The 18,345-nt window shown below is 30.7% G+C and carries 17 protein-coding genes; 12 read left to right on the top strand and 5 right to left on the bottom strand.

Going from position 1 to position 18,345, the window contains the following annotated elements; translation table 11 throughout:
- Positions 1 to 229 precede the first annotated feature (229 nt).
- The 4 genes from JK634_RS09225 (at position 230) to JK634_RS09210 (ending at position 2,758) form a co-directional block, all read left to right on the top strand.
- Positions 230 to 427 (top strand): cold-shock protein, encoded by a 198-nt coding sequence (locus JK634_RS09225; protein WP_202767356.1) that lies wholly within the window; start codon positions 230 to 232, stop codon positions 425 to 427.
- A 148-nt stretch (positions 428 to 575) separates the two neighbouring features.
- Positions 576 to 1,325 (top strand): hypothetical protein, encoded by a 750-nt coding sequence (locus JK634_RS09220; RefSeq protein ID WP_202767355.1) that lies wholly within the window; start codon positions 576 to 578, stop codon positions 1,323 to 1,325.
- A gap of 15 nt (positions 1,326 to 1,340) precedes the next feature.
- On the top strand, positions 1,341 to 1,736 hold the full coding sequence (locus JK634_RS09215) for a hypothetical protein (RefSeq protein ID WP_202767354.1): 396 nt from the start codon (positions 1,341 to 1,343) through the stop codon (positions 1,734 to 1,736).
- Between the two features lie 53 nt (positions 1,737 to 1,789).
- Positions 1,790 to 2,758, top strand: coding sequence for a Gfo/Idh/MocA family protein (locus JK634_RS09210; RefSeq protein ID WP_202767353.1), 969 nt, complete (start codon positions 1,790 to 1,792; stop codon positions 2,756 to 2,758).
- 47 nt (positions 2,759 to 2,805) lie between these two features.
- On the opposite strand, the gene JK634_RS09205 is transcribed toward JK634_RS09210, so the two are convergent.
- Positions 2,806 to 3,501: a class I SAM-dependent methyltransferase gene (locus tag JK634_RS09205; protein WP_202767352.1), complete on the bottom strand. Its 696-nt coding sequence runs from the start codon at positions 3,499 to 3,501 to the stop codon at positions 2,806 to 2,808.
- Positions 3,502 to 3,521: 20 nt separating this feature from the next.
- Positions 3,522 to 3,773, bottom strand: coding sequence for a hypothetical protein (locus JK634_RS09200; RefSeq protein ID WP_202767351.1), 252 nt, complete (start codon positions 3,771 to 3,773; stop codon positions 3,522 to 3,524).
- 147 nt (positions 3,774 to 3,920) lie between these two features.
- Between JK634_RS09200 and JK634_RS09195 the strand changes: the two genes are divergently transcribed.
- Entirely contained in the window at positions 3,921 to 4,745 is an 825-nt protein-coding gene (locus JK634_RS09195; protein ID WP_202767350.1) for an MBL fold metallo-hydrolase, read from the top strand.
- Positions 4,746 to 4,804: 59 nt separating this feature from the next.
- Here the strand turns inward: JK634_RS09195 and JK634_RS09190 are convergent, their stop codons facing one another.
- A complete protein-coding gene (locus tag JK634_RS09190; protein ID WP_202767349.1) occupies positions 4,805 to 5,371 on the bottom strand; it encodes a hypothetical protein in 567 nt (188 codons plus the stop codon).
- 622 nt (positions 5,372 to 5,993) lie between these two features.
- Here JK634_RS09190 and JK634_RS20440 point away from each other — a divergent pair.
- The 5 genes from JK634_RS20440 (at position 5,994) to JK634_RS09155 (ending at position 13,133) form a co-directional block, all read left to right on the top strand.
- Complete coding sequence (locus JK634_RS20440; RefSeq protein ID WP_243425591.1) at positions 5,994 to 8,840, top strand: galactose-binding domain-containing protein; 2,847 nt, start codon at positions 5,994 to 5,996, stop codon at positions 8,838 to 8,840.
- A gap of 165 nt (positions 8,841 to 9,005) precedes the next feature.
- Positions 9,006 to 9,695, top strand: coding sequence for a YjbE family putative metal transport protein (locus JK634_RS09170; protein WP_202767348.1), 690 nt, complete (start codon positions 9,006 to 9,008; stop codon positions 9,693 to 9,695).
- 105 nt (positions 9,696 to 9,800) lie between these two features.
- Positions 9,801 to 10,394 carry an MBL fold metallo-hydrolase gene (locus tag JK634_RS09165; RefSeq protein WP_202767347.1) on the top strand — a complete coding sequence of 198 codons (594 nt, stop codon included), beginning with the start codon at positions 9,801 to 9,803 and terminating at the stop codon, positions 10,392 to 10,394.
- A 247-nt stretch (positions 10,395 to 10,641) separates the two neighbouring features.
- Positions 10,642 to 11,619: an ATP-binding cassette domain-containing protein gene (locus JK634_RS09160; RefSeq protein WP_202767346.1), complete on the top strand. Its 978-nt coding sequence runs from the start codon at positions 10,642 to 10,644 to the stop codon at positions 11,617 to 11,619.
- On the top strand, positions 11,619 to 13,133 hold the full coding sequence (locus JK634_RS09155) for an ABC transporter permease/substrate-binding protein (RefSeq protein ID WP_202767345.1): 1,515 nt from the start codon (positions 11,619 to 11,621) through the stop codon (positions 13,131 to 13,133). The genes JK634_RS09160 and JK634_RS09155 overlap by 1 nt, the downstream gene beginning before the upstream one ends.
- A gap of 104 nt (positions 13,134 to 13,237) precedes the next feature.
- Here JK634_RS09155 and JK634_RS09150 read toward each other — a convergent pair whose 3' ends face one another.
- Positions 13,238 to 13,933 carry a class I SAM-dependent methyltransferase gene (locus JK634_RS09150; protein ID WP_202767344.1) on the bottom strand — a complete coding sequence of 232 codons (696 nt, stop codon included), beginning with the start codon at positions 13,931 to 13,933 and terminating at the stop codon, positions 13,238 to 13,240.
- 299 nt (positions 13,934 to 14,232) lie between these two features.
- Here JK634_RS09150 and JK634_RS09145 point away from each other — a divergent pair, with 299 nt between their 5' ends.
- Positions 14,233 to 17,040, top strand: a complete 2,808-nt coding sequence (locus JK634_RS09145) for a M4 family metallopeptidase (RefSeq protein ID WP_202767343.1) — start codon at positions 14,233 to 14,235, stop codon at positions 17,038 to 17,040.
- A gap of 95 nt (positions 17,041 to 17,135) precedes the next feature.
- Here the strand turns inward: JK634_RS09145 and JK634_RS09140 are convergent, their stop codons facing one another.
- Entirely contained in the window at positions 17,136 to 17,705 is a 570-nt protein-coding gene (locus JK634_RS09140) for a hypothetical protein (protein ID WP_202767342.1), read from the bottom strand.
- A 169-nt stretch (positions 17,706 to 17,874) separates the two neighbouring features.
- Here JK634_RS09140 and JK634_RS09135 point away from each other — a divergent pair, with 169 nt between their 5' ends.
- Positions 17,875 to 18,237 (top strand): YmaF family protein, encoded by a 363-nt coding sequence (locus tag JK634_RS09135; protein ID WP_202767341.1) that lies wholly within the window; start codon positions 17,875 to 17,877, stop codon positions 18,235 to 18,237.
- Positions 18,238 to 18,345 lie beyond the last annotated feature (108 nt).

Here is an 18,345-nt window from a genome sequence, read left to right as displayed (position 1 = left end):
AATCTATGTATAATTACTAGTACATTGGAAAAGATATATTTGAAAAGTGAAATAACTTGCTTTATAAAACAAACTGTTATATTATAATATAGAAGCTTAAATTAATAGTAAATAATGTAACACAGATATATTTCAATTAGTACTTCAAATGGGTATGATAATATCGAAATTTTGTTGGTGAGTTATTACAAAGAATTTAAGAAATAATAAAATTTCGGAGGGAACAAAAATGACAGGAACAGTTAAATGGTTTAACGGAGAAAAAGGATTTGGTTTTATTACTGGAGAAGATGGTAAAGATGTATTTGCTCATTTTTCTCAAATAGTTGCAGAAGGTTATAAGTCACTTCAAGAAGGACAAAAAGTTTCTTATGACGTAGTAGAAGGACAAAAAGGTCCTCAAGCAGAAAATATTACAGCTATCTAATTGATGTAAATTTTACCCCTTTAAATAGGAAACTATTTAAAGGGGTTTTTTGCTATGTTTTTATCTAAAGTCTATAAATATTAAAAGGTAATTTATCTGTAAAATCATAATATATTTAAGTTATATAACAAATTAATGGGTGATAAATATGTATGCTGCATTTAATTTGATACTAAGTAATAAACTTGATTATTATTATGATTTAGGTACAAAATTGTTAGATAAAAATAAAGCTTTAATTAGAAAAGGCTTAGAAAGTTTTATAATAAAGGATGGATTTATAAATGGCACAAAAATTCAATCTAATTGGTTCCCTTTAATTGAAGCTGATGTGTTTATTTCTTATGCTTATAAAGACGAAAAAATAGCTGTAGCACTAGCAGGGTGGCTTAATGAAAATTTTAAATTAAAGGTTTTTGTTGATTCCTGTGTATGGGGATATTCAGAAGAACTTTTGAAAATAATTGATGATGGTTTCTGTTTGGAGGAAGATAAAGAATATTATAACTATTTTAAAAGAAATAAATCTACAAGTCATGTTCACATGATGCTTTCAATTGCTTTGTCAAAGATGATAGATAATACTGAATGCTTAATTTTTCTTAATACTCCTAATTCATTAAATGTTTCTGAAGTAATCGGTAGTACTGGGTCACCTTGGATATATTATGAAATAGCAATGACTAAATTAATAAGAAAAAGAAATCCTAATTTTCATCGAATTAAATCTCCTGATATATATGTATTTAATTCTAATTTGCCCATTAAATATTATTTAGAAATGGATGAATTAATTGAACTAAGTGAAGATGATTTATATATTTGGAAGGAAAAATATACTAGTGGTAACTCATTAGATACACTATATGAAATGAAATCATTACTTAAAAAGGATTAATTTATAGGTGGGTTTATGGAGAATAAAATAAAACATTTAGAGTTAATTCAAGGGATAATATCAAGAATGGCAAATAACTCATTCCTTTTAAAGGGGTGGGCTATTACTTTGGTTGCTGCAATGTTTGCTCTAGCTGCAAAGGATTCAAATAATAAATACATTATTTTAACTTATTTCCCAGTATTGATGTTTTGGATATTAGATTCATATTTTTTAAGTCAAGAAACTTATTTTAGAAAATATTATGAAGAGGTACGAAATAAAAACGAAGATAATATAGATTTTTCTATGAAATCTGAAAAAATAAAGTGGAATATCATAGAATGGGCTAAGGCCTGTGTATCATTAACAATAGGGATATTCTATGGAACAATTATAATTTTACTTATTGTGGTAATGTATTTCTTATAAGCTGTGATATAATTAGTGTAAATTCGTAAACCTTTTAATTAGGAGGAAACTCAATGAAGAAAATAAGATGGGGAATAATAGGACTTGGTGAAATCGCAAATAAATTTGCACAAGCTGTAACTAAGATGGATAATGTTGAACTTGTTTCTGTTGCTTCAAGATCAAAGGAAAAATCTATTGCTTTTGGTGACAAATATAATGTGGCTATAGATAGATGCTATGGAAGTTACGAGGATATAGTTAAGGATGATGATGTAGATGTAATATATGTGGCAGTTCCACATCCATTTCATAAAGACATATCAATAATGTGTTTAAAAAATAAAAAAGCTGTACTTTGTGAAAAACCTGTTACTATTAATGAAGATGAGGTAAGGGAAGTAATAAAAGCAGCAGAAGAAAATAAAGTATTCTTTATGGAAGCCATGAAAACAAGGTTTTTACCTATAAATAAAAAAGTAAAAGAATGGATTGATGAAGGCAGAATAGGAGAGGTTCGTTTGCTTCAAGCTGATTTTGGGTTTAAAGCTGACTTTGACCCATTAGGAAGATTATATAATAAGGAACTTGGCGGAGGAGCACTTCTCGATGTAGGAATTTATACTATATCCTATAGTTCCTTTATTTTCGGAAACAAACCAATATGTATAGGAAGTAATCTTTATATTGGGTCTACAGGAGTAGATGAATGTGTCTCAATTAATTTAACATATGAAGAAGGAAAGCAAGCACAACTTTATGGTGCAATAAATGTTAACTCAAAAAGAGAAGCTAATATTATAGGGGCAGAGGGAAGAATATGTGTTGAGAGATTTTCTAGTTCAGATACTGCAACTCTAACTGTTAATGGTAATGAAGAAAAGATATATATGCCTTTTGATATAAATGGCTTTGAATATCAAATAAATGAAGTTGTAGACTGTATAAATAAGGGCAAGCTCCAAAGTGAAATAATGAGTTGGCAGGATTCAATTGAGATAATGAGAATAATGGATGAAGTTAAAGCAAAAGGAATAAAATAAATAGAAACGACTTAAAAGCTGCGTTTTAAAGGCTTTTAAGTCGTTTTTTACTTTCTCTTAAATAAGGCAGTCCATAAGAAGCTTAGACCTTGTAAGGTATCTGGAACACCATCTCTATATTTCCTAATCTCAATTATTTCAAAGTCATCACTAAATATTTTTTCTAGCTTTTCTTTTGAAAATCCAGTTCCAGTAATATGACGTTCATAATAGTCCCAGTCAGTGTATTCTTCAGAGTCTACCTCAGTAGAAAAACAAGCTAATCCAAAATAACTTCCTGGTTTTAGAGAACTTCTTAAAAGTTCTAAGTATGTAATTCTTCTATGAGGTGGAAGATGGTGAAAGCATCCACTATCATAAATAAAATCAAAATTCATATTTTTAAATTCAAAGATTGATTTACACTGAAAATTAACCTTAACATTATTTTTATTTGCTTGCATTTGAGCATTTTTTATAGCAGATTCTGATAAATCAACACCAATAACATTAGAGCCTTGCTTTGCCATGAATATAGCATTTCTGCCTTCACCACAGCCCAGTTCAAGAACTGTATTTGGAATCCTTTCAAATTTTGAAAAGAAATCTTTAAGATTTTCGTCTGGTAAATCAGGATGATTAATAAATGGAGCTTTAAAATTCCTTTGAGAATAAAAACTTTCCCATCTTTCTCTTTGGTCTTGAAGTTTTGCGTCTAACATATTGAAAACATCTTCAACTGTAAAAATATCATAATTATTCATTGAAACCTCCAAGATAACTTCTATTTATTTAAATCACTCATTATTTTCTTAACAATAGAATCTGCGTCTATATTTGTATCTACCTGAAGGAGAATTTTTTGACTTAATCCTTTTGCTTCACCAGTTAGATACATAATTTCAGCAGTATTTTCGTCAACTTTTTTCATAACTCTTGCAATATCTCCCGGTACAATTTTTGCAGTTCCACCTTTAGCAAGGGGGATTGTATGTGGTTTATTAAATCTAATTTGTTCACCTAATTTTGCCTTCATATATCTCAATCTCCTATCTTTTTTCTATAGCATTATTATATCATAAAATGCACATTTTAGCAGGGTTTTGCCTTATTTTGATAGAGAATAATGTAGTGAAAATTTATGCAAAATATATATAAGATAAAATGAATTGGAGGAAGTTTTATGATTGAGCAAATGTTAGAAAAAATATCGGAAATAATGCAGACTTATGAGCAATTGACTGATGACATTATACTTTTAAGATTTACAGTAGTAAATTCCTGTATTGTTGCAAATTTAGGTGAAAAACCTAATGAATTTGTATTAGTAGATACAGGTCTTAAGACTTCAGGAGATTTTATAATAGATACAATAGAAAAGCTTTATGGAGAGAAAAGTTATCCTAAAGCAATTATATTGACTCACGGACATTTTGATCATGTAGGCTCAGTTATTCAGCTTATTAAGACTTATAATATTCCAGTTTACGTTCATCCACTTGAAATACCTTATTTAACAGGTAAAAAGGATTACCCAAGAGGAGATTCTACAGTTGATGATGGAATGGTAGCGAAGATGTCTAAATACTTTCCAAATGAAGCATTAGATTTAGGCGGGTTTATACATAAGCTTCCTGAGGATGGAACAATTCCCTATATGCCAGGATGGAAGTGGATTTTAACTAAAGGTCATACTCCAGGACATATTTCACTATACAGAGAAAGTGATGGAACAATTATTGTAGGAGATGCATTATGTACTACAAAGCAAGAATCACTTATATCTGTTTTAACTCAAAGAGAACAAATTAGTGGGCCACCAGCATACCTCACAACCAACTGGGAAGATGCAAAACATGCTATTGAAACCATAACAAATTTAAAACCTAATCTAGCAGTATTTAGTCACGGAAATCCATTAGAAGGGGAAGAATTAAGATCCCATTTGAAGTATCTTAAGGATAACTTTGAAGAGCTAGCAAAGCCAGAGCATGGAAGATTTACTTAGGATAAGCATAAAAAACTAACTAACAGAAGGCAAGGCTTCTGTTAGTTAGTTTTTTTTCTTTATTTCTTAACTTCTTGTTTACCAGTTATAGAACTCTTATCATCCATTTTAAATGTTGATTTATTTTCCTCAGAAGTAAAGTATACATTTCCATCAACTTTAGCATCTATTAATTGGAAGCCCTTTACATCAACATATAAATCTCCTTTGAAGGTTCCATGTTGAAGACTACCTTGTGGACTTCTAAAAGTCATTTTTGGTGCAGTTAATGTAAATCTTGCAGTTATATTACGATTTTCATCTTGAGAATAAAGTGCTATTTTACGTTGAATTTGATCATTTCCTTTATCATCCTTCTTACCATTTTTAAATTCACCTTCAACTACAAGATCTTTGTTAACAGTAAGATCTTTTGTTATAGCAACAATCCATGTACCTTTTGAACTTATTGCTTTTTCAAAAGTATCAGCATTATCTACAACTGAAGCAGAGGTTCCAGCATCTGTATTTCCTGTGTTTTGCTTAGCTGGATCAGCAGGTTGTGTTGTTTGATCGTTTTTCTTAGCACATGCAGTAAAAAGAGTACATACTACAAGTAGTGATGATAAAAATAGTTTAGTTTTCATTATATAAGTTCCTCCCTTATAACATAAATTTCTCGATTATAGTATGGCGCATTTTTATGAATTATATTATAAAGATTAACAACATAAATAGATTATTCTTAGTAAATAATGTGGATTTAAAAAATAAATATTTGAATAATCATTAAATTTCTATTGAAATCGTAAATTAATTGACATAAAATATAAGCATATACTAAATATGTAAAATAGATTTATATACCGTATTATTGAAATTAATAATGTTTGTATTAAAGTCGATTTTACTTAATTCCCCACAACTATAAATTCTAAGATTTTCTTATTAAACATTTCTTTTGAATATGGGTATGATTTTAGTAATAGCAAAAGTTATACTTTATAGTCAGTGTTACAATTCTTATTTTATTTCAGATTGAGAGTAAAATTATATAATTTTGTTTGTGTAGGTTATTTAATGAATGGCTCTGTTAAACGTTTACAGAGACTAGTCTACCTTTAATTGTCATAGCTTAATTTAATTGTATTAATACATAGTAATAGCTCTCTGCTAAATAAAGAGTTTCTAAAGAAGGGAGGATTGACTAAATATGTAGGATAATATTGAATATTTCAAAAGGTAAAATGATTTTAGGAGGTAAGTAAAATGTTCAAGAAGGGTAAAAAACTTTTATCAACAATTCTATCTCTATCAGTTTTTACTAGTTTATTTATGGGTGCTACATTAATTACAAAAGCAGAACCAGTTAATATTGCGTTAAATAAAACTGCAACTTCATCTTCAAATATTGCAGGAAGCACAGCTTCTTTGGCTTTCGATGGTAACTCCAATACTAGATGGGAATCTGACTGGAGCGATCCTCAATGGATTTCTGTGGATTTGGGGACAAGCTATAATGTTACTGGAGTTAAGCTTAACTGGGAAACTGCAGCAGCAAAAGACTATAAAATACAAGTATCAAATGACAATTCTAGTTGGGTAGATGCTTATACAAAAACAGGTGGAACAGGGGGGACAGAGACACTAACTTTTGGAGCTTCTGTAACTGGAAGATATGTGAGAATGTATGGAACAGCTAGAACAACCCAATATGGATATTCCTTGTGGGATTTTGAAGTTTATGGTACAGCAGTTACACAAAGTTCAAATATTGCATTAAATAAAACAGCTACTGCATCTTCAATTTTAGGCGGTAATACTGCATCATTAGCATTTGATAGTGATAATGCAGGAACTCGTTGGGAGTCTGCTTTTAGTGATCCACAATGGATTTCTGTAGATTTAGGTTCAACTTATACTGTTACTGGAGCCAAGTTAATTTGGGAAACAGCAGCAGCAAAAGATTACAAAATTCAAGTGTCCAATGACAACTCTAATTGGGTAGATGCTTATACAAAAACAGGTGGAACTGGGGGGACAGAGACACTAACTTTTGGAGCTTCTGTAACTGGAAGATATGTGAGAATGTATGGAACTTCTAGAACAACCCAATATGGATATTCCTTATGGGGATTTGAAGTATATGGAACTGCTTCGGTAGCAAATAAAGTAAGTACTCCAGCAATAACACCTTCAAATGGCAGCTACACTTCAGCACAGAGTGTAACAATTTCTGATAGTACTTCTGGTTCAACCATTAGATATACTACAGATGGAACTAATCCATCAGCTACTAATGGTACTATTTATTCAGGTGCTTTTACTGTATCGCAAACAACATCAGTTAAAGCTATCGCATATAAATCTGGTATGACAGATTCTGATATAGCAACTTCTTATATTACAATTGGAAGCAGTAGTAATGTAGACTTTGGACCTAATGTAAAAATATTTGATCCATCTATGTCAAGTGCGAGTATTCAAAGTACAGTTGATACAATATTTAACCAAATGCAAAGTAACCAATTTGGTTCAGAGAGATACGCTCTATTATTTAAACCAGGTTCATATAATGCAAATGTTAATGTAGGCTTCTATACCACAGTTTACGGACTAGGGCAAATGCCAGATGATGTTAGCATTACAGGGGCAGTACGTTGTGAAGCGGATTGGATGAATGGTAATGCAACTTGTAACTTCTGGAGATCAGTTGAGAATCTATCAGTTAGCCCAACTTATGTATCAAATAACTTAACCACAGCAGAAACATTAACTTGGGCAGTATCACAAGCAGCACCAATGAGACGTGTTCATATAAAAGGTGGATTATCTTTATGGGATCCTTATGGTACAAACTATGATGGTGCTTGGTCAAGTGGTGGATTTATATCTGATTCAAAGGTAGATGGAACAATTTCTTCTGGATCACAACAACAATTCTTAACTAGAAATAGCCAAATGGGTTCTTGGAATGGTGGAAATTGGAACATGGTGTTTGTAGGTAATAATGGTGCACCAACTAATGACAGTTCTTTCCCATCAGTACCCAATACAGTGGTTAACCAAACTCCTGTTGTTAGAGAAAAACCTTTCTTAACAATCGATAGCAATGGAAAGTATTCAGTTTTTGTACCAGCTTTAAAGAGTAATTCCCAGGGAATTAGCTGGGCTAATGGAATGGGTCAAGGAACATCTATGTCGATAGATCAGTTCTATATTGCAAGATCAGATAGAGATACAGCTGCAAGTATTAATGCAGCACTCAATCAAGGGAAAAATCTAATATTTACACCAGGGGTATATCATTTAAGTGATTCTATTAAAGTTAATAACCCTAATACAGTAATACTAGGATTAGGTCTTGCAACGTTAATTCCTGATAATGGAACAGCAGCTATGACTGTGGCAGATGTTGATGGAGTAAATATATCTGGTTTACTTTTTGATGCAGGTCAGAATAATTCGCCAACATTATTAGAAGTTGGACCTACAGGAAGCACACAAAACCATGCAGCTAATCCAACATCACTTAGCGATTTATTCTTTAGAGTTGGTGGAGCAGCAGTTGGTAAAGCTGATGTAAGCTTAAAAATAAACAGCAATAACGTTATTGGAGATAATTTCTGGGTATGGCGTGCTGACCATGGTGTAGATGGAGTAGGTTGGACAATAAACACAACTAAGAATGGTGTTGTAGTTAATGGTAATGATGTTACCATATATGGATTATTTGTAGAGCATTTCCATGAATATCAAACTTTATGGAATGGTAACGGTGGAAGAGTATACTTCTATCAAAGCGAAATGCCTTATGATGTTCCAAATCAGGCTTCCTGGATGAGTCATAATGGAACAGTAAATGGATATGCCTCATACAAAGTAGCCGATAACGTTACTACACACCAGCTTTATGGCTCTGGAATATACTCATACTTTAGGGATGCAGTAGTTTCAGCCAATACTGGTATTGAAGTTCCAACTACTTCTGGAGTAAAAGTGCATCATGCTTGTTCTGTATATTTAACAGGTAATGGAGAAATTACTCATGTAGTAAATAATACAGGAGCAGCAGCAAAAGCAGGAAGTACTAGGCAAACAGTAACTGATTATTAAAAATGTTATATAAATAGTTATAGTTTAAAAGTGTAAAGGGGGAGTCGTTAGAGGGTTCCCCCTTTTTTTCTTATGAAAAAAATTACTTGATTTGGACTTAATTAATATTAAGTATAAATATTTGAAATATACTAGTAGAGTAATTAATTTATTAAAGAGGTTAATATGAGCATAACATCACAGCTTATTTCTCAAATAGTAGAAATAGTTTTGATCAATTTAGTACTTTCAGGTGATAATGTAGCAGTGATTTCACTATCAGTAAAAAATCTTCCTCCAAAGAAAGCAAAATTAGCAAATATGATAGGCGTATGCATGGCTCTATTACTAAGGATATTTTTTATAAGTGTAATTGGATATATTTTTAAATTTAAATGGCTACATGTACATCTGATTGGTGGAATTATACTTATTTATATTACTGTCAATATGATGAAAACAAATGACGAAAAGGCTGTTATTACAAAGGAAAGTTCTGATGGGTTTTCAAAAGCGCTTATATCAATAATAATATCTGATATAAGTATGAGCCTTGATAATGTATTAGCAATAACATCAGTTATCATAAATGATGTAGGAGAAATAACTGGCCAGCAGATGATATTAGTAGTACTTGCTATACTTATATGTGTTCCGATTATTTTTTTAGGGAGTGAAATAGTTTCAAAATTAATGAGCAAATATCCAATAATTATTTATATTTGTGCTGCATTACTAATATATACAGCAATTAAAATGATTTTAAAAGATAGTTTTGTATTGCATATTTTAAGTATAATCAACCCATTATTAATACTAATAGCTATAGGAGTTATAGCAATTACTACAGTGATTTTTATGAGCAAGGAAGCTTAGAAAAATATATTTAACAAAAAATATATATGTAGCAATGATTTCTTGGTATAAAATAGTAGTAGAAATCGATAGTAACTATACTTAATTAATTGGATGGTGATAGTAATGACAAAATTGTTATATCAAGGACATGGGAGTTTTCGTATTGAAAGTAATGATGGCAAGATTATTTATGTAGATCCGTTTGCAGGGGAAGGATACGACGTTCCTGCAGATATCATATTAGTTACACATGAACATGGAGATCATAATAAGATTGATTTAGTTACCCTTAAAACTTCTTGTGAAATAAGAAGAGCTAAAAATATGCTAGTAAATGGACAATATAAAAGTGAGCAGATAGATAATTTAAATATTCAGGCTGTACCAGCTTATAACAAAAATCATAATATAAATGAATGTGTTGGGTATGTAATAAAGGTCGATGAATTAAAAATTTATGCTGCAGGAGATACCTCCGAAACTGAATATATGTCAACAAACTTATCGAAGGAAGCAATAGATTATACATTACTTCCTATGGATGGTTATTACAACATGGATGTTAATGAAGCTCAAAAGTGTGCTGAAATAATAGGATCAAAGCATAATATACCAATTCATATGAAACCAGGTGAGTTATTCGATATCAATATCGCTGAAAAATTTAAACCATCAGGTGCATTAATTGTAAAACCTGGGGAAGAAATAGAACTTTAAGATTAAGAAACAATAGATTATTTTAAATAGTATTTTGTCCATAAGATTTGTGGCACAAGATACTATTTTTTATTAGGGAAGAATATCTATATAAAATATGACATACAGTAGTCAAGTTTCTCAAGATATAATATGTAAAAGATTTGCAATAATATTAATAGTATGATTAAATATTAACTAATAAGAATTATTATATATTAATATTAATTAATTAGGATTAGATATTAAAGCGTAAGGAGAAAATTATATGATTAGATTTGATAATGTTTCAAAGCGTTATCCAAATGGAAATAAAGCCGTTAATTCCTTGAATTTAACCATTAATGAAGGTGAATTTTTTGTGCTAATAGGACCAAGTGGATGTGGAAAGACAACAACACTTAAGATGATTAATAGATTAGTTGAATTAAGCGATGGGACAATCTATATAAATAATAAAAAGATTAGTGAATACAATATTCATGAACTTAGATGGAATATAGGTTATGTACTTCAACAGATTGGATTATTTCCTCATATGACAATTGAAGAAAATATTGCAATAGTTCCAGAATTAAAAAAATGGGATAAGAAAAAGATACATGATAGAGTTACTGAACTTTTAGAGAGCGTTTCCCTAGAACCAGAAAAATATCGATATCGTAAACCTTCTGAGCTTTCAGGTGGAGAACAGCAAAGAGTAGGGGTCATTCGTGCACTAGCAGCTGATCCAAGTATAATTTTAATGGATGAACCATTTAGTGCATTAGATCCTATAAGTCGTCAAAAGTTACAACAAGATATAGCAAAGCTTCAAAAGAAAATCAAGAAGACTATTGTATTTGTAACACATGATATGCAAGAGGCTTTAGCTTTAGGTGATAGAATTTGTGTCATGAATAATGGAGAAATCATTCAATGTGATACACCTAATGAGATAATTGAACATCCAAAGAATGATTTCGTGAGAAACTTCTTTGAATCAGGGAACGTATATAAAACATCCTTATTAAATTCAAATTATAAAGTAAAGGATCTATTTGAAGCACAGTTATTTAGCCCAAGTATACAAAAAGACCATATGTTTAGAGTTGATTCTACAATATCAATAGAAGAGTTATTAAAGTTATTTGGTGAAGAAAAATCTGTTTTGGTAGAGCACTTAGGAGAAAATATAGGAATGGTAACAAGAGATCACTTAATTGAATTTATATCTTCAAAGCTTGATAAAGGTGGTGAAGTTTAATGAATACACTAATATCTACCTTAAGTGAAAGACATGAAGAATTAGTAAATGCATTGCTACAGCATATGCAGATTTCACTTATCTCAATATTTATAGCAGTTATAATTGCAGTGCCATTAGGTATAATATTAACAAGTCATAGAAGAATAGCAGAGCCTATTATACAAATTGCAGCTATTTTTCAAACAATTCCATCCCTTGCACTACTAGGAATATTAATCCCACTGGTAGGAATCGGACAAGTTCCTGCAGTTATTGCGTTAGTGATTTATGCAATACTACCAATTTTAAGAAACACCTATACAGGAATTAAGGAAATTGATCCGATACTGATTGAAGCATCTGAAGCAATGGGAATGAATAGAGGAAAGCAACTATATAAGGTGGAGCTTCCACTTGCAATGCCAGTAATAATGGCGGGAATTAGAACTTCTATGGTACTTATTATTGGGACAGCAACTCTTGCTGCATTAATTGGTGCAGGGGGACTTGGTGACTTAATTCTTCTAGGTATTGATAGAAATAATAATAGTTTAATATTAATTGGAGCAATTCCAGCAGCATTACTTGCTATTATATTTGACGTATTACTTAGATTTTTAGAGAAATCATCACTAAAGAAGTCAATGTTTGTGTTAACTCTAGGTTTTATAGTTACTGTTTCAATGGTTGTGTACCCGCACATAGGTACTAAAAATAAAGAAATTACTATTGCAGGAAAACTTGGATCTGAACCAGAGATATTAATCAATATGTATAAGTTAATGATTGAAGATGAAACTAATATACATGTAAATTTAAAGCCCGGGATGGGTAAAACTAGTTTCCTTTTTAATGCACTTGAATCAGGTGACATTGATATTTATCCAGAGTTTACAGGGACAGCTCTTGAAACTTTTATAAAGGAAAATGCAAAAAGTCATAATCCTGATGAAGTATATGAACAGGCTCGTATAGGTATGGAGGATAAATTTAAGATGTCATTATTAAAACCTATGAAGTATAACAATACCTATGCGATTGCGGTATCTCCAGAATTAGCAAAGCAATATAATCTAAATAAAGTGTCAGATTTAAATGGAATAGAAAATAAACTTAATGCAGGTTTCACACTAGAATTCACAGATAGAGATGATGGATATAAAGGAATTAAAAAGCTATATAACTTAAATATTCAAAGTATAAAAACTATGGAACCCAAATTAAGATATACAGCTATAAAGTCAGGAGATATAAATTTGTTAGATGCTTATTCTACAGATAGTGAACTTGCAGAATATAATTTAAAGGTACTTGAGGATGATAAACAATTTTTTCCCCCATATCAAGGAGCGCCCCTTATGCTAGATAAAACACTTGAAAAATATCCAGAACTAAAAGAACCTTTAAATAAATTAGGCGGAAAAATATCAGATGATGAGATGCGTGAAATGAATTATGAAGTTAATGTAAATGGGATATCTGCAGAAGAAGTTGCAAAGGAGTATCTTAAAAAAGAAGGACTATTAAAGTAATTTAAAAAAATCCCCTAAGTTGGTAATCATCTTAGAGGATTTTTTGAGTTACTATAATAAATATTTTATGAAGAGAGAGTACTAAACACTAATCATAACCTTCATTACTTTTTCCGTAATATAACATGATGGAATGATGATATAGATCTATATTCTTCTACCTCACATACCTTCAATTCTATTTTCAACATCTGCTTCTGCCATGACTCATCTTTGTGAATTTCTTGGTTTTGTTGCAAGTCCCAGAATGTTCTTATTCCAAAGATTTTTTCAAGTTCAAATTTATCGGACCATTTAAATATTTCTGAATAATCATAGTAGTTAATTTCACCAAATTGTTGTGCATGGCCATTTTCACCAGCTAGTAATTCATTAGCATGTCCAAAATTATTCAGCAACACTACCATCTGCATAACCCTTCCAGCTCTATTATGTTTTAAAATAGAAAGATAGCCGTTCCTCTTTAGTATTCTCGAAAATTCTCTTATAATCTCTTTTCTTTCAACTAAGTATTCAAAAACATTGTGGCATAATATTACATCAAATGATTCATCTTCAAAATGTTTAAGCTCCTTCATGTCTCCGGTTATTTGAGTATAATTATTTTCCCTAAATCGCCCCTTTAGTATCTCTTTATTTGGTTCAATTGCGATAACTTCATTGTCTATTGCAAAATGGCTAGCTGTCATGCCATTTCCACTTCCAAAATCCAATATTTTTTTATTTTGTATATATTTTAACTGTTCCCAGGTCATTTTCTTTTGTAATAACTCCCATGGAGCAATGTTTTCTACATTCATTCTAAGTACCTCCTAATAGGGATTATAAATAATAAGAGAATCCACTTATTAAAGTATATATCATATAAGTGTAAAATTACAAAAATTGAATATTAATTTGAATCATGATATTTTTACTTGGTTTAACAACAGGTAATTAAAGAACCAAATAGAATAATTATCGCTTAAACATAGTGAATATAGAAGAAGTTTCCATGAAGAATCTGAGTAAATAATCCTGAAAACTTATGAAGAAGGAATAATTTTTATACGATAAATTATATAGAATTATATAATTTACAAAAGATGAGGTGCTTATTATGAAAAAGAAAATACTCTCTTTTTTATTAAGTATAACGGTAATTTGTTCTGTTCCAATTTCTATATCAGCTAAAGAAGTAACTACAACAACTAATTTAGGAGAAGTACAAACTAGTTTCAAATTAGCTAATGGAAAAGAAGGAAGTATTAGGTTGAATAGAAAGAATGGACAAGTATTTCTTTCTGGAAAGCTTTCTGATAAACAAGTTCCGGGAGAAAAATCGGCATTAAAGTTTTTGGATGACAATAAGGCTTTACTTGGAATTGATAGTACTTCAAACGACTTAAAAATTGCTGATATTAACAAAGATAAAAATGGAGATACATATGTAAAATTTGCTCAAATAATTAATGGGGTTAAAGTGAACAATAGTATAATTAATGTTCACTTTGATAAAGATGGTGTCATTTCAAGTATTAATGGAAAGCTGCAAAAAAACAAAACAATAACTACTCTTGGAAGTAAGAAAGTTTCAGAAGGGGATGCTATAGAAGTAGCTAAAAAGCAATATAAATTTAAGAGCTTGAGAAATACGCCTAGTGCTGAAAAATTAATAATTACTAAGGATGATAAAAATTATGAAGTTTATAAAGTGAATATTTCTTATAAGGAACCAACTATAGGAAATTACGATGTATATATTGAAGCAAATTCAGGACAAGTTATACAATCAGATAATAATATTAGGTATGATGGTCCTGTTACAGGTTCAGGTATTGATGTTCTAGGAAAGACTAAAAGTTTAAATTTATATCAATCAGGTACTTCATATCAAATGAAAGATATAACAAAATCATCAACTAGTGAGATAAGTACTTATTCACTAAATAATGGTACAACTACTGGAACTTTAGTTTCCAATTCAACTAATTATTTTGGGACAGAACCTTACAAAGCATCAGTGAGTGCAGAATATAATGCAAGCAAAGTTATTGATTTTTACAAAAATTTATTTATCAGAAATAGTTTAGATAATAAAGGAATGGCAATTGAGTCGTATACTCACTATGGAACTCAATATAACAATGCCTTCTGGGATGGTTATGAAATGGTGTATGGAGATGGTGATGGAACGACCTTTACATACTTAAGTGGAGATTTGGATGTTGTTGGACATGAAATGACTCATGGAGTCATAAGTAATACTGCAAATTTATCTTACCATAATCAATCAGGAGCGCTAAATGAATCATTAGCCGATACATTTGGAGTATTAATCTCAACCTATGATAAATATAATGTTGCAGCAGGTGGAACATGGGCATTTAATTCATCTGATTGGGTTGTTGGGGATGATATTTATACGCCTAATATTCCAGGAGATGCGTTAAGAAGTTTATCAAATCCAACTAAATATGGACAACCTGATAATATGAGCAATTATAAAAGTTATTCAGATACAGAAGCAGGAGATTGGGGTGGAGTTCATACGAATTCAGGTATCCCTAATAAGGCAGCATATCTTATAGCTCAAAGTATAGGCATGGAGAAAACTGCAAGGATTTATTATAGGGCTATAACAAGTTATATGAATGCAGACACAGATTTTGCCCAGGAGAAAAATTCTTTAATACAAGCAGCTACAGATTTGTATGGAGCTAATAGTGGCGAAATAAGTGCAATTAATAGCGCTTTTAGTGCAATAGGAATAGGAACTGTAACTGTAGATGACCCATATGAACCAAACGACTCAATAGTTACAGCTTATCCAATAAATATGGGAACTTCATATAATTCATATATTTCAACAAGTAGTGATGAAGATTATTATAAATTTAATGTTAATACAGTTGGAAATATTCGCATAAGCATGGCTAACTTGCCACAAGATTATGATTTAGAATTATATGATGCAAATGGATCATTAGTAGGATATTCAACCGGATCAGGAACTGCAAATGAAGTTATAAATTATAATGCAACAAATACAGGAACTTATTATATCCATGTATACTCATATTCGGGTTATAGTACATCACAAAAATATTCCTTAATAGTATCAAGACCGGTTACTGGAATAACGTTGGATAAAACCAGTGGAAGTTTAAAAGCAGGGGAGACACTTACGCTGACACCAATAATAAGCCCAATAGATGCAACAAATAGAAATGTATCATGGACTTCCAGTAATTCATTAGTGGCTAAAGTTGATTCCTTTGGAAAAGTATATCCTGTGGGCAATGGAACGGCAATTATTACAGCTACAACTGCTGATGGTAATTATAAAGCAACTTGTACAATAACTATAACAACATTAGAAGCGCCATTATCGTTAAGTACAAAATCTATTTCCTATGATACCATAAATATCAGCTGGGGAGCAGTAAATGGTGCAAGTGGATATGAGATATATAGATCTTCATCAAGTGTAGGAACATATTCTTACTTAACGTCAACAACTGCTTTAAGTTATAATAATACTGGTCTCTTAACCAATAGTACATATTACTATAAAGTTAGAGCCTATAAACTTGTAGGAACTGCAAAAGTATACAGTGATTTTTCAACAGTGGTAAGTGCAAAGCCCATTCTTTCAACACCACTAAATATATCATTAACTTCAATAAATTATAGAAGTTTTAAAATTGCATGGAGTGGAGTAAGTGGAGCAAATGGGTATATGATATATCGGGCAACTCCGGATCATCCTACTTATTCATTAATAGCAAGCACAGCATACTTAAATTATACTGATTCAGGATTAACTTTAGGAAAAACTTATTATTACAAATTAAGAGCATATAAAAAAGTAGGAACAACATTTGTATATAGCGACTGGTCAAAGGTGGTTTATAGAAGGCGTTAGACAAAGCGAACTTTAAGTTGTCCTATAGAATATAATGTATAAATTAGGCACCTCAAAGAAAAAATCTTTGAGGTGCTTTTTTAAAAAATAAAATTCTATAAAGTTTCAAAATAAAGAGACGCAAGCATGAAATTTATTGAATCGTCTGTAACAAAATCGTTATTTGCAAAGTATAAACCTGGATTAGCTTCCATTCTATTTAGAATAAATAGAATATAATAATTTAATGGTTTTATATTAATCACATTAGTAAAAAGTGGAAGAACTGCGTTTTGATGTGAGACAGTAGCTGTTAAGTAAGGTCTATAGTCAACTTTAACTTCTGGAGATTTTTCTATCATCTTATGTATAAATTCATCAGTTTTCTCATCTGAATGAATTTTAGCATTTTTGTCATATTCTAGTATACCTAATTGCACTTTATTTATATATAATCCAATAATATAAGAGGTTATACTTATTTGGATATTTGTAGTTATATCATTAATATTTTCGGAGGTAATATCAGTTGAGGTACTTATGAAACAAAATAATCTATTATTATTACGAAAAATAATATGGCCATTTTTTATTATAGGTTCTGTATTTCCTAAGAAAGCACTACAAGGTGGAACCTCACCGTTTGAGTATGGGTTAGGGTTATAGCTTTCAAAATTCTTTTCCACTTAATCACATCATGTAAATTAATATATTATATTGATATGATTTTATATTAATAAAGTGAATTATAAAATTTTTGAAAGAATAATGAGAACTATTTGTATTTACATAAATATAATATATTAGAGACTTGTTTAAGCGTTTCTAATATATTTTTACAAAGGAGAAAATATAATGGGATATGATAATGAGAGGCATGAATGTCAAAATGAATGTCCAGACACAGTTCAAACTCATGTACACGAATTTGAAGAAAGTACTAAATTAGCTGAACAAGGAAATGAGAGACACAATCATAGGGTTGCAGGTGTTACAGGTGAAGTTATACCCATTGGTGGAGGAAGACATGTTCATCCTTACTCTACTAACACAGATTTTTTTGATCACCATCATGAGATAGGAGGAACTACAGGTCCTGATATTCCTATCCCAAATACTAATAAGCATATTCATGTTATCTATGGGAGAACAACTTGTAATGATGGTCATACACATGATTATCTATTTACAACACAAATTAATAGTCCATTAATTTAGTGTAATATTTAAGCCATAAGTCTAGATAATATAGACTTATGGCTATTTATTTTGGCGGCTTGTAAAAAAAATACATTCCCAATACTAATTTATTCGTAAATATTGTAA

Source organism: Clostridium paridis (assembly GCF_016765615.1).
GTDB lineage: Bacteria > Bacillota > Clostridia > Clostridiales > Clostridiaceae > Clostridium_T > Clostridium_T paridis.
The sequence above is the reverse complement of the archived record's forward strand: the minus strand, read 5'-3'. Positions and strand labels throughout refer to the sequence as shown.

Coding starts and splice junctions, on each gene's coding strand:
- JK634_RS09225 (WP_202767356.1), top strand. CDS start 230: ATGACAGGAACAGTTAAATGGTTTAACGGAGAAAAAGGATTTGGTTTT.
- JK634_RS09220 (WP_202767355.1), top strand. CDS start 576: ATGTATGCTGCATTTAATTTGATACTAAGTAATAAACTTGATTATTAT.
- JK634_RS09215 (WP_202767354.1), top strand. CDS start 1,341: ATGGAGAATAAAATAAAACATTTAGAGTTAATTCAAGGGATAATATCA.
- JK634_RS09210 (WP_202767353.1), top strand. CDS start 1,790: ATGAAGAAAATAAGATGGGGAATAATAGGACTTGGTGAAATCGCAAAT.
- JK634_RS09205 (WP_202767352.1), bottom strand. CDS start 3,501: ATGAATAATTATGATATTTTTACAGTTGAAGATGTTTTCAATATGTTA.
- JK634_RS09200 (WP_202767351.1), bottom strand. CDS start 3,773: ATGAAGGCAAAATTAGGTGAACAAATTAGATTTAATAAACCACATACA.
- JK634_RS09195 (WP_202767350.1), top strand. CDS start 3,921: ATGATTGAGCAAATGTTAGAAAAAATATCGGAAATAATGCAGACTTAT.
- JK634_RS09190 (WP_202767349.1), bottom strand. CDS start 5,371: ATGAAAACTAAACTATTTTTATCATCACTACTTGTAGTATGTACTCTT.
- JK634_RS20440 (WP_243425591.1), top strand. CDS start 5,994: ATGTTCAAGAAGGGTAAAAAACTTTTATCAACAATTCTATCTCTATCA.
- JK634_RS09170 (WP_202767348.1), top strand. CDS start 9,006: ATGAGCATAACATCACAGCTTATTTCTCAAATAGTAGAAATAGTTTTG.
- JK634_RS09165 (WP_202767347.1), top strand. CDS start 9,801: ATGACAAAATTGTTATATCAAGGACATGGGAGTTTTCGTATTGAAAGT.
- JK634_RS09160 (WP_202767346.1), top strand. CDS start 10,642: ATGATTAGATTTGATAATGTTTCAAAGCGTTATCCAAATGGAAATAAA.
- JK634_RS09155 (WP_202767345.1), top strand. CDS start 11,619: ATGAATACACTAATATCTACCTTAAGTGAAAGACATGAAGAATTAGTA.
- JK634_RS09150 (WP_202767344.1), bottom strand. CDS start 13,933: ATGAATGTAGAAAACATTGCTCCATGGGAGTTATTACAAAAGAAAATG.
- JK634_RS09145 (WP_202767343.1), top strand. CDS start 14,233: ATGAAAAAGAAAATACTCTCTTTTTTATTAAGTATAACGGTAATTTGT.
- JK634_RS09135 (WP_202767341.1), top strand. CDS start 17,875: ATGGGATATGATAATGAGAGGCATGAATGTCAAAATGAATGTCCAGAC.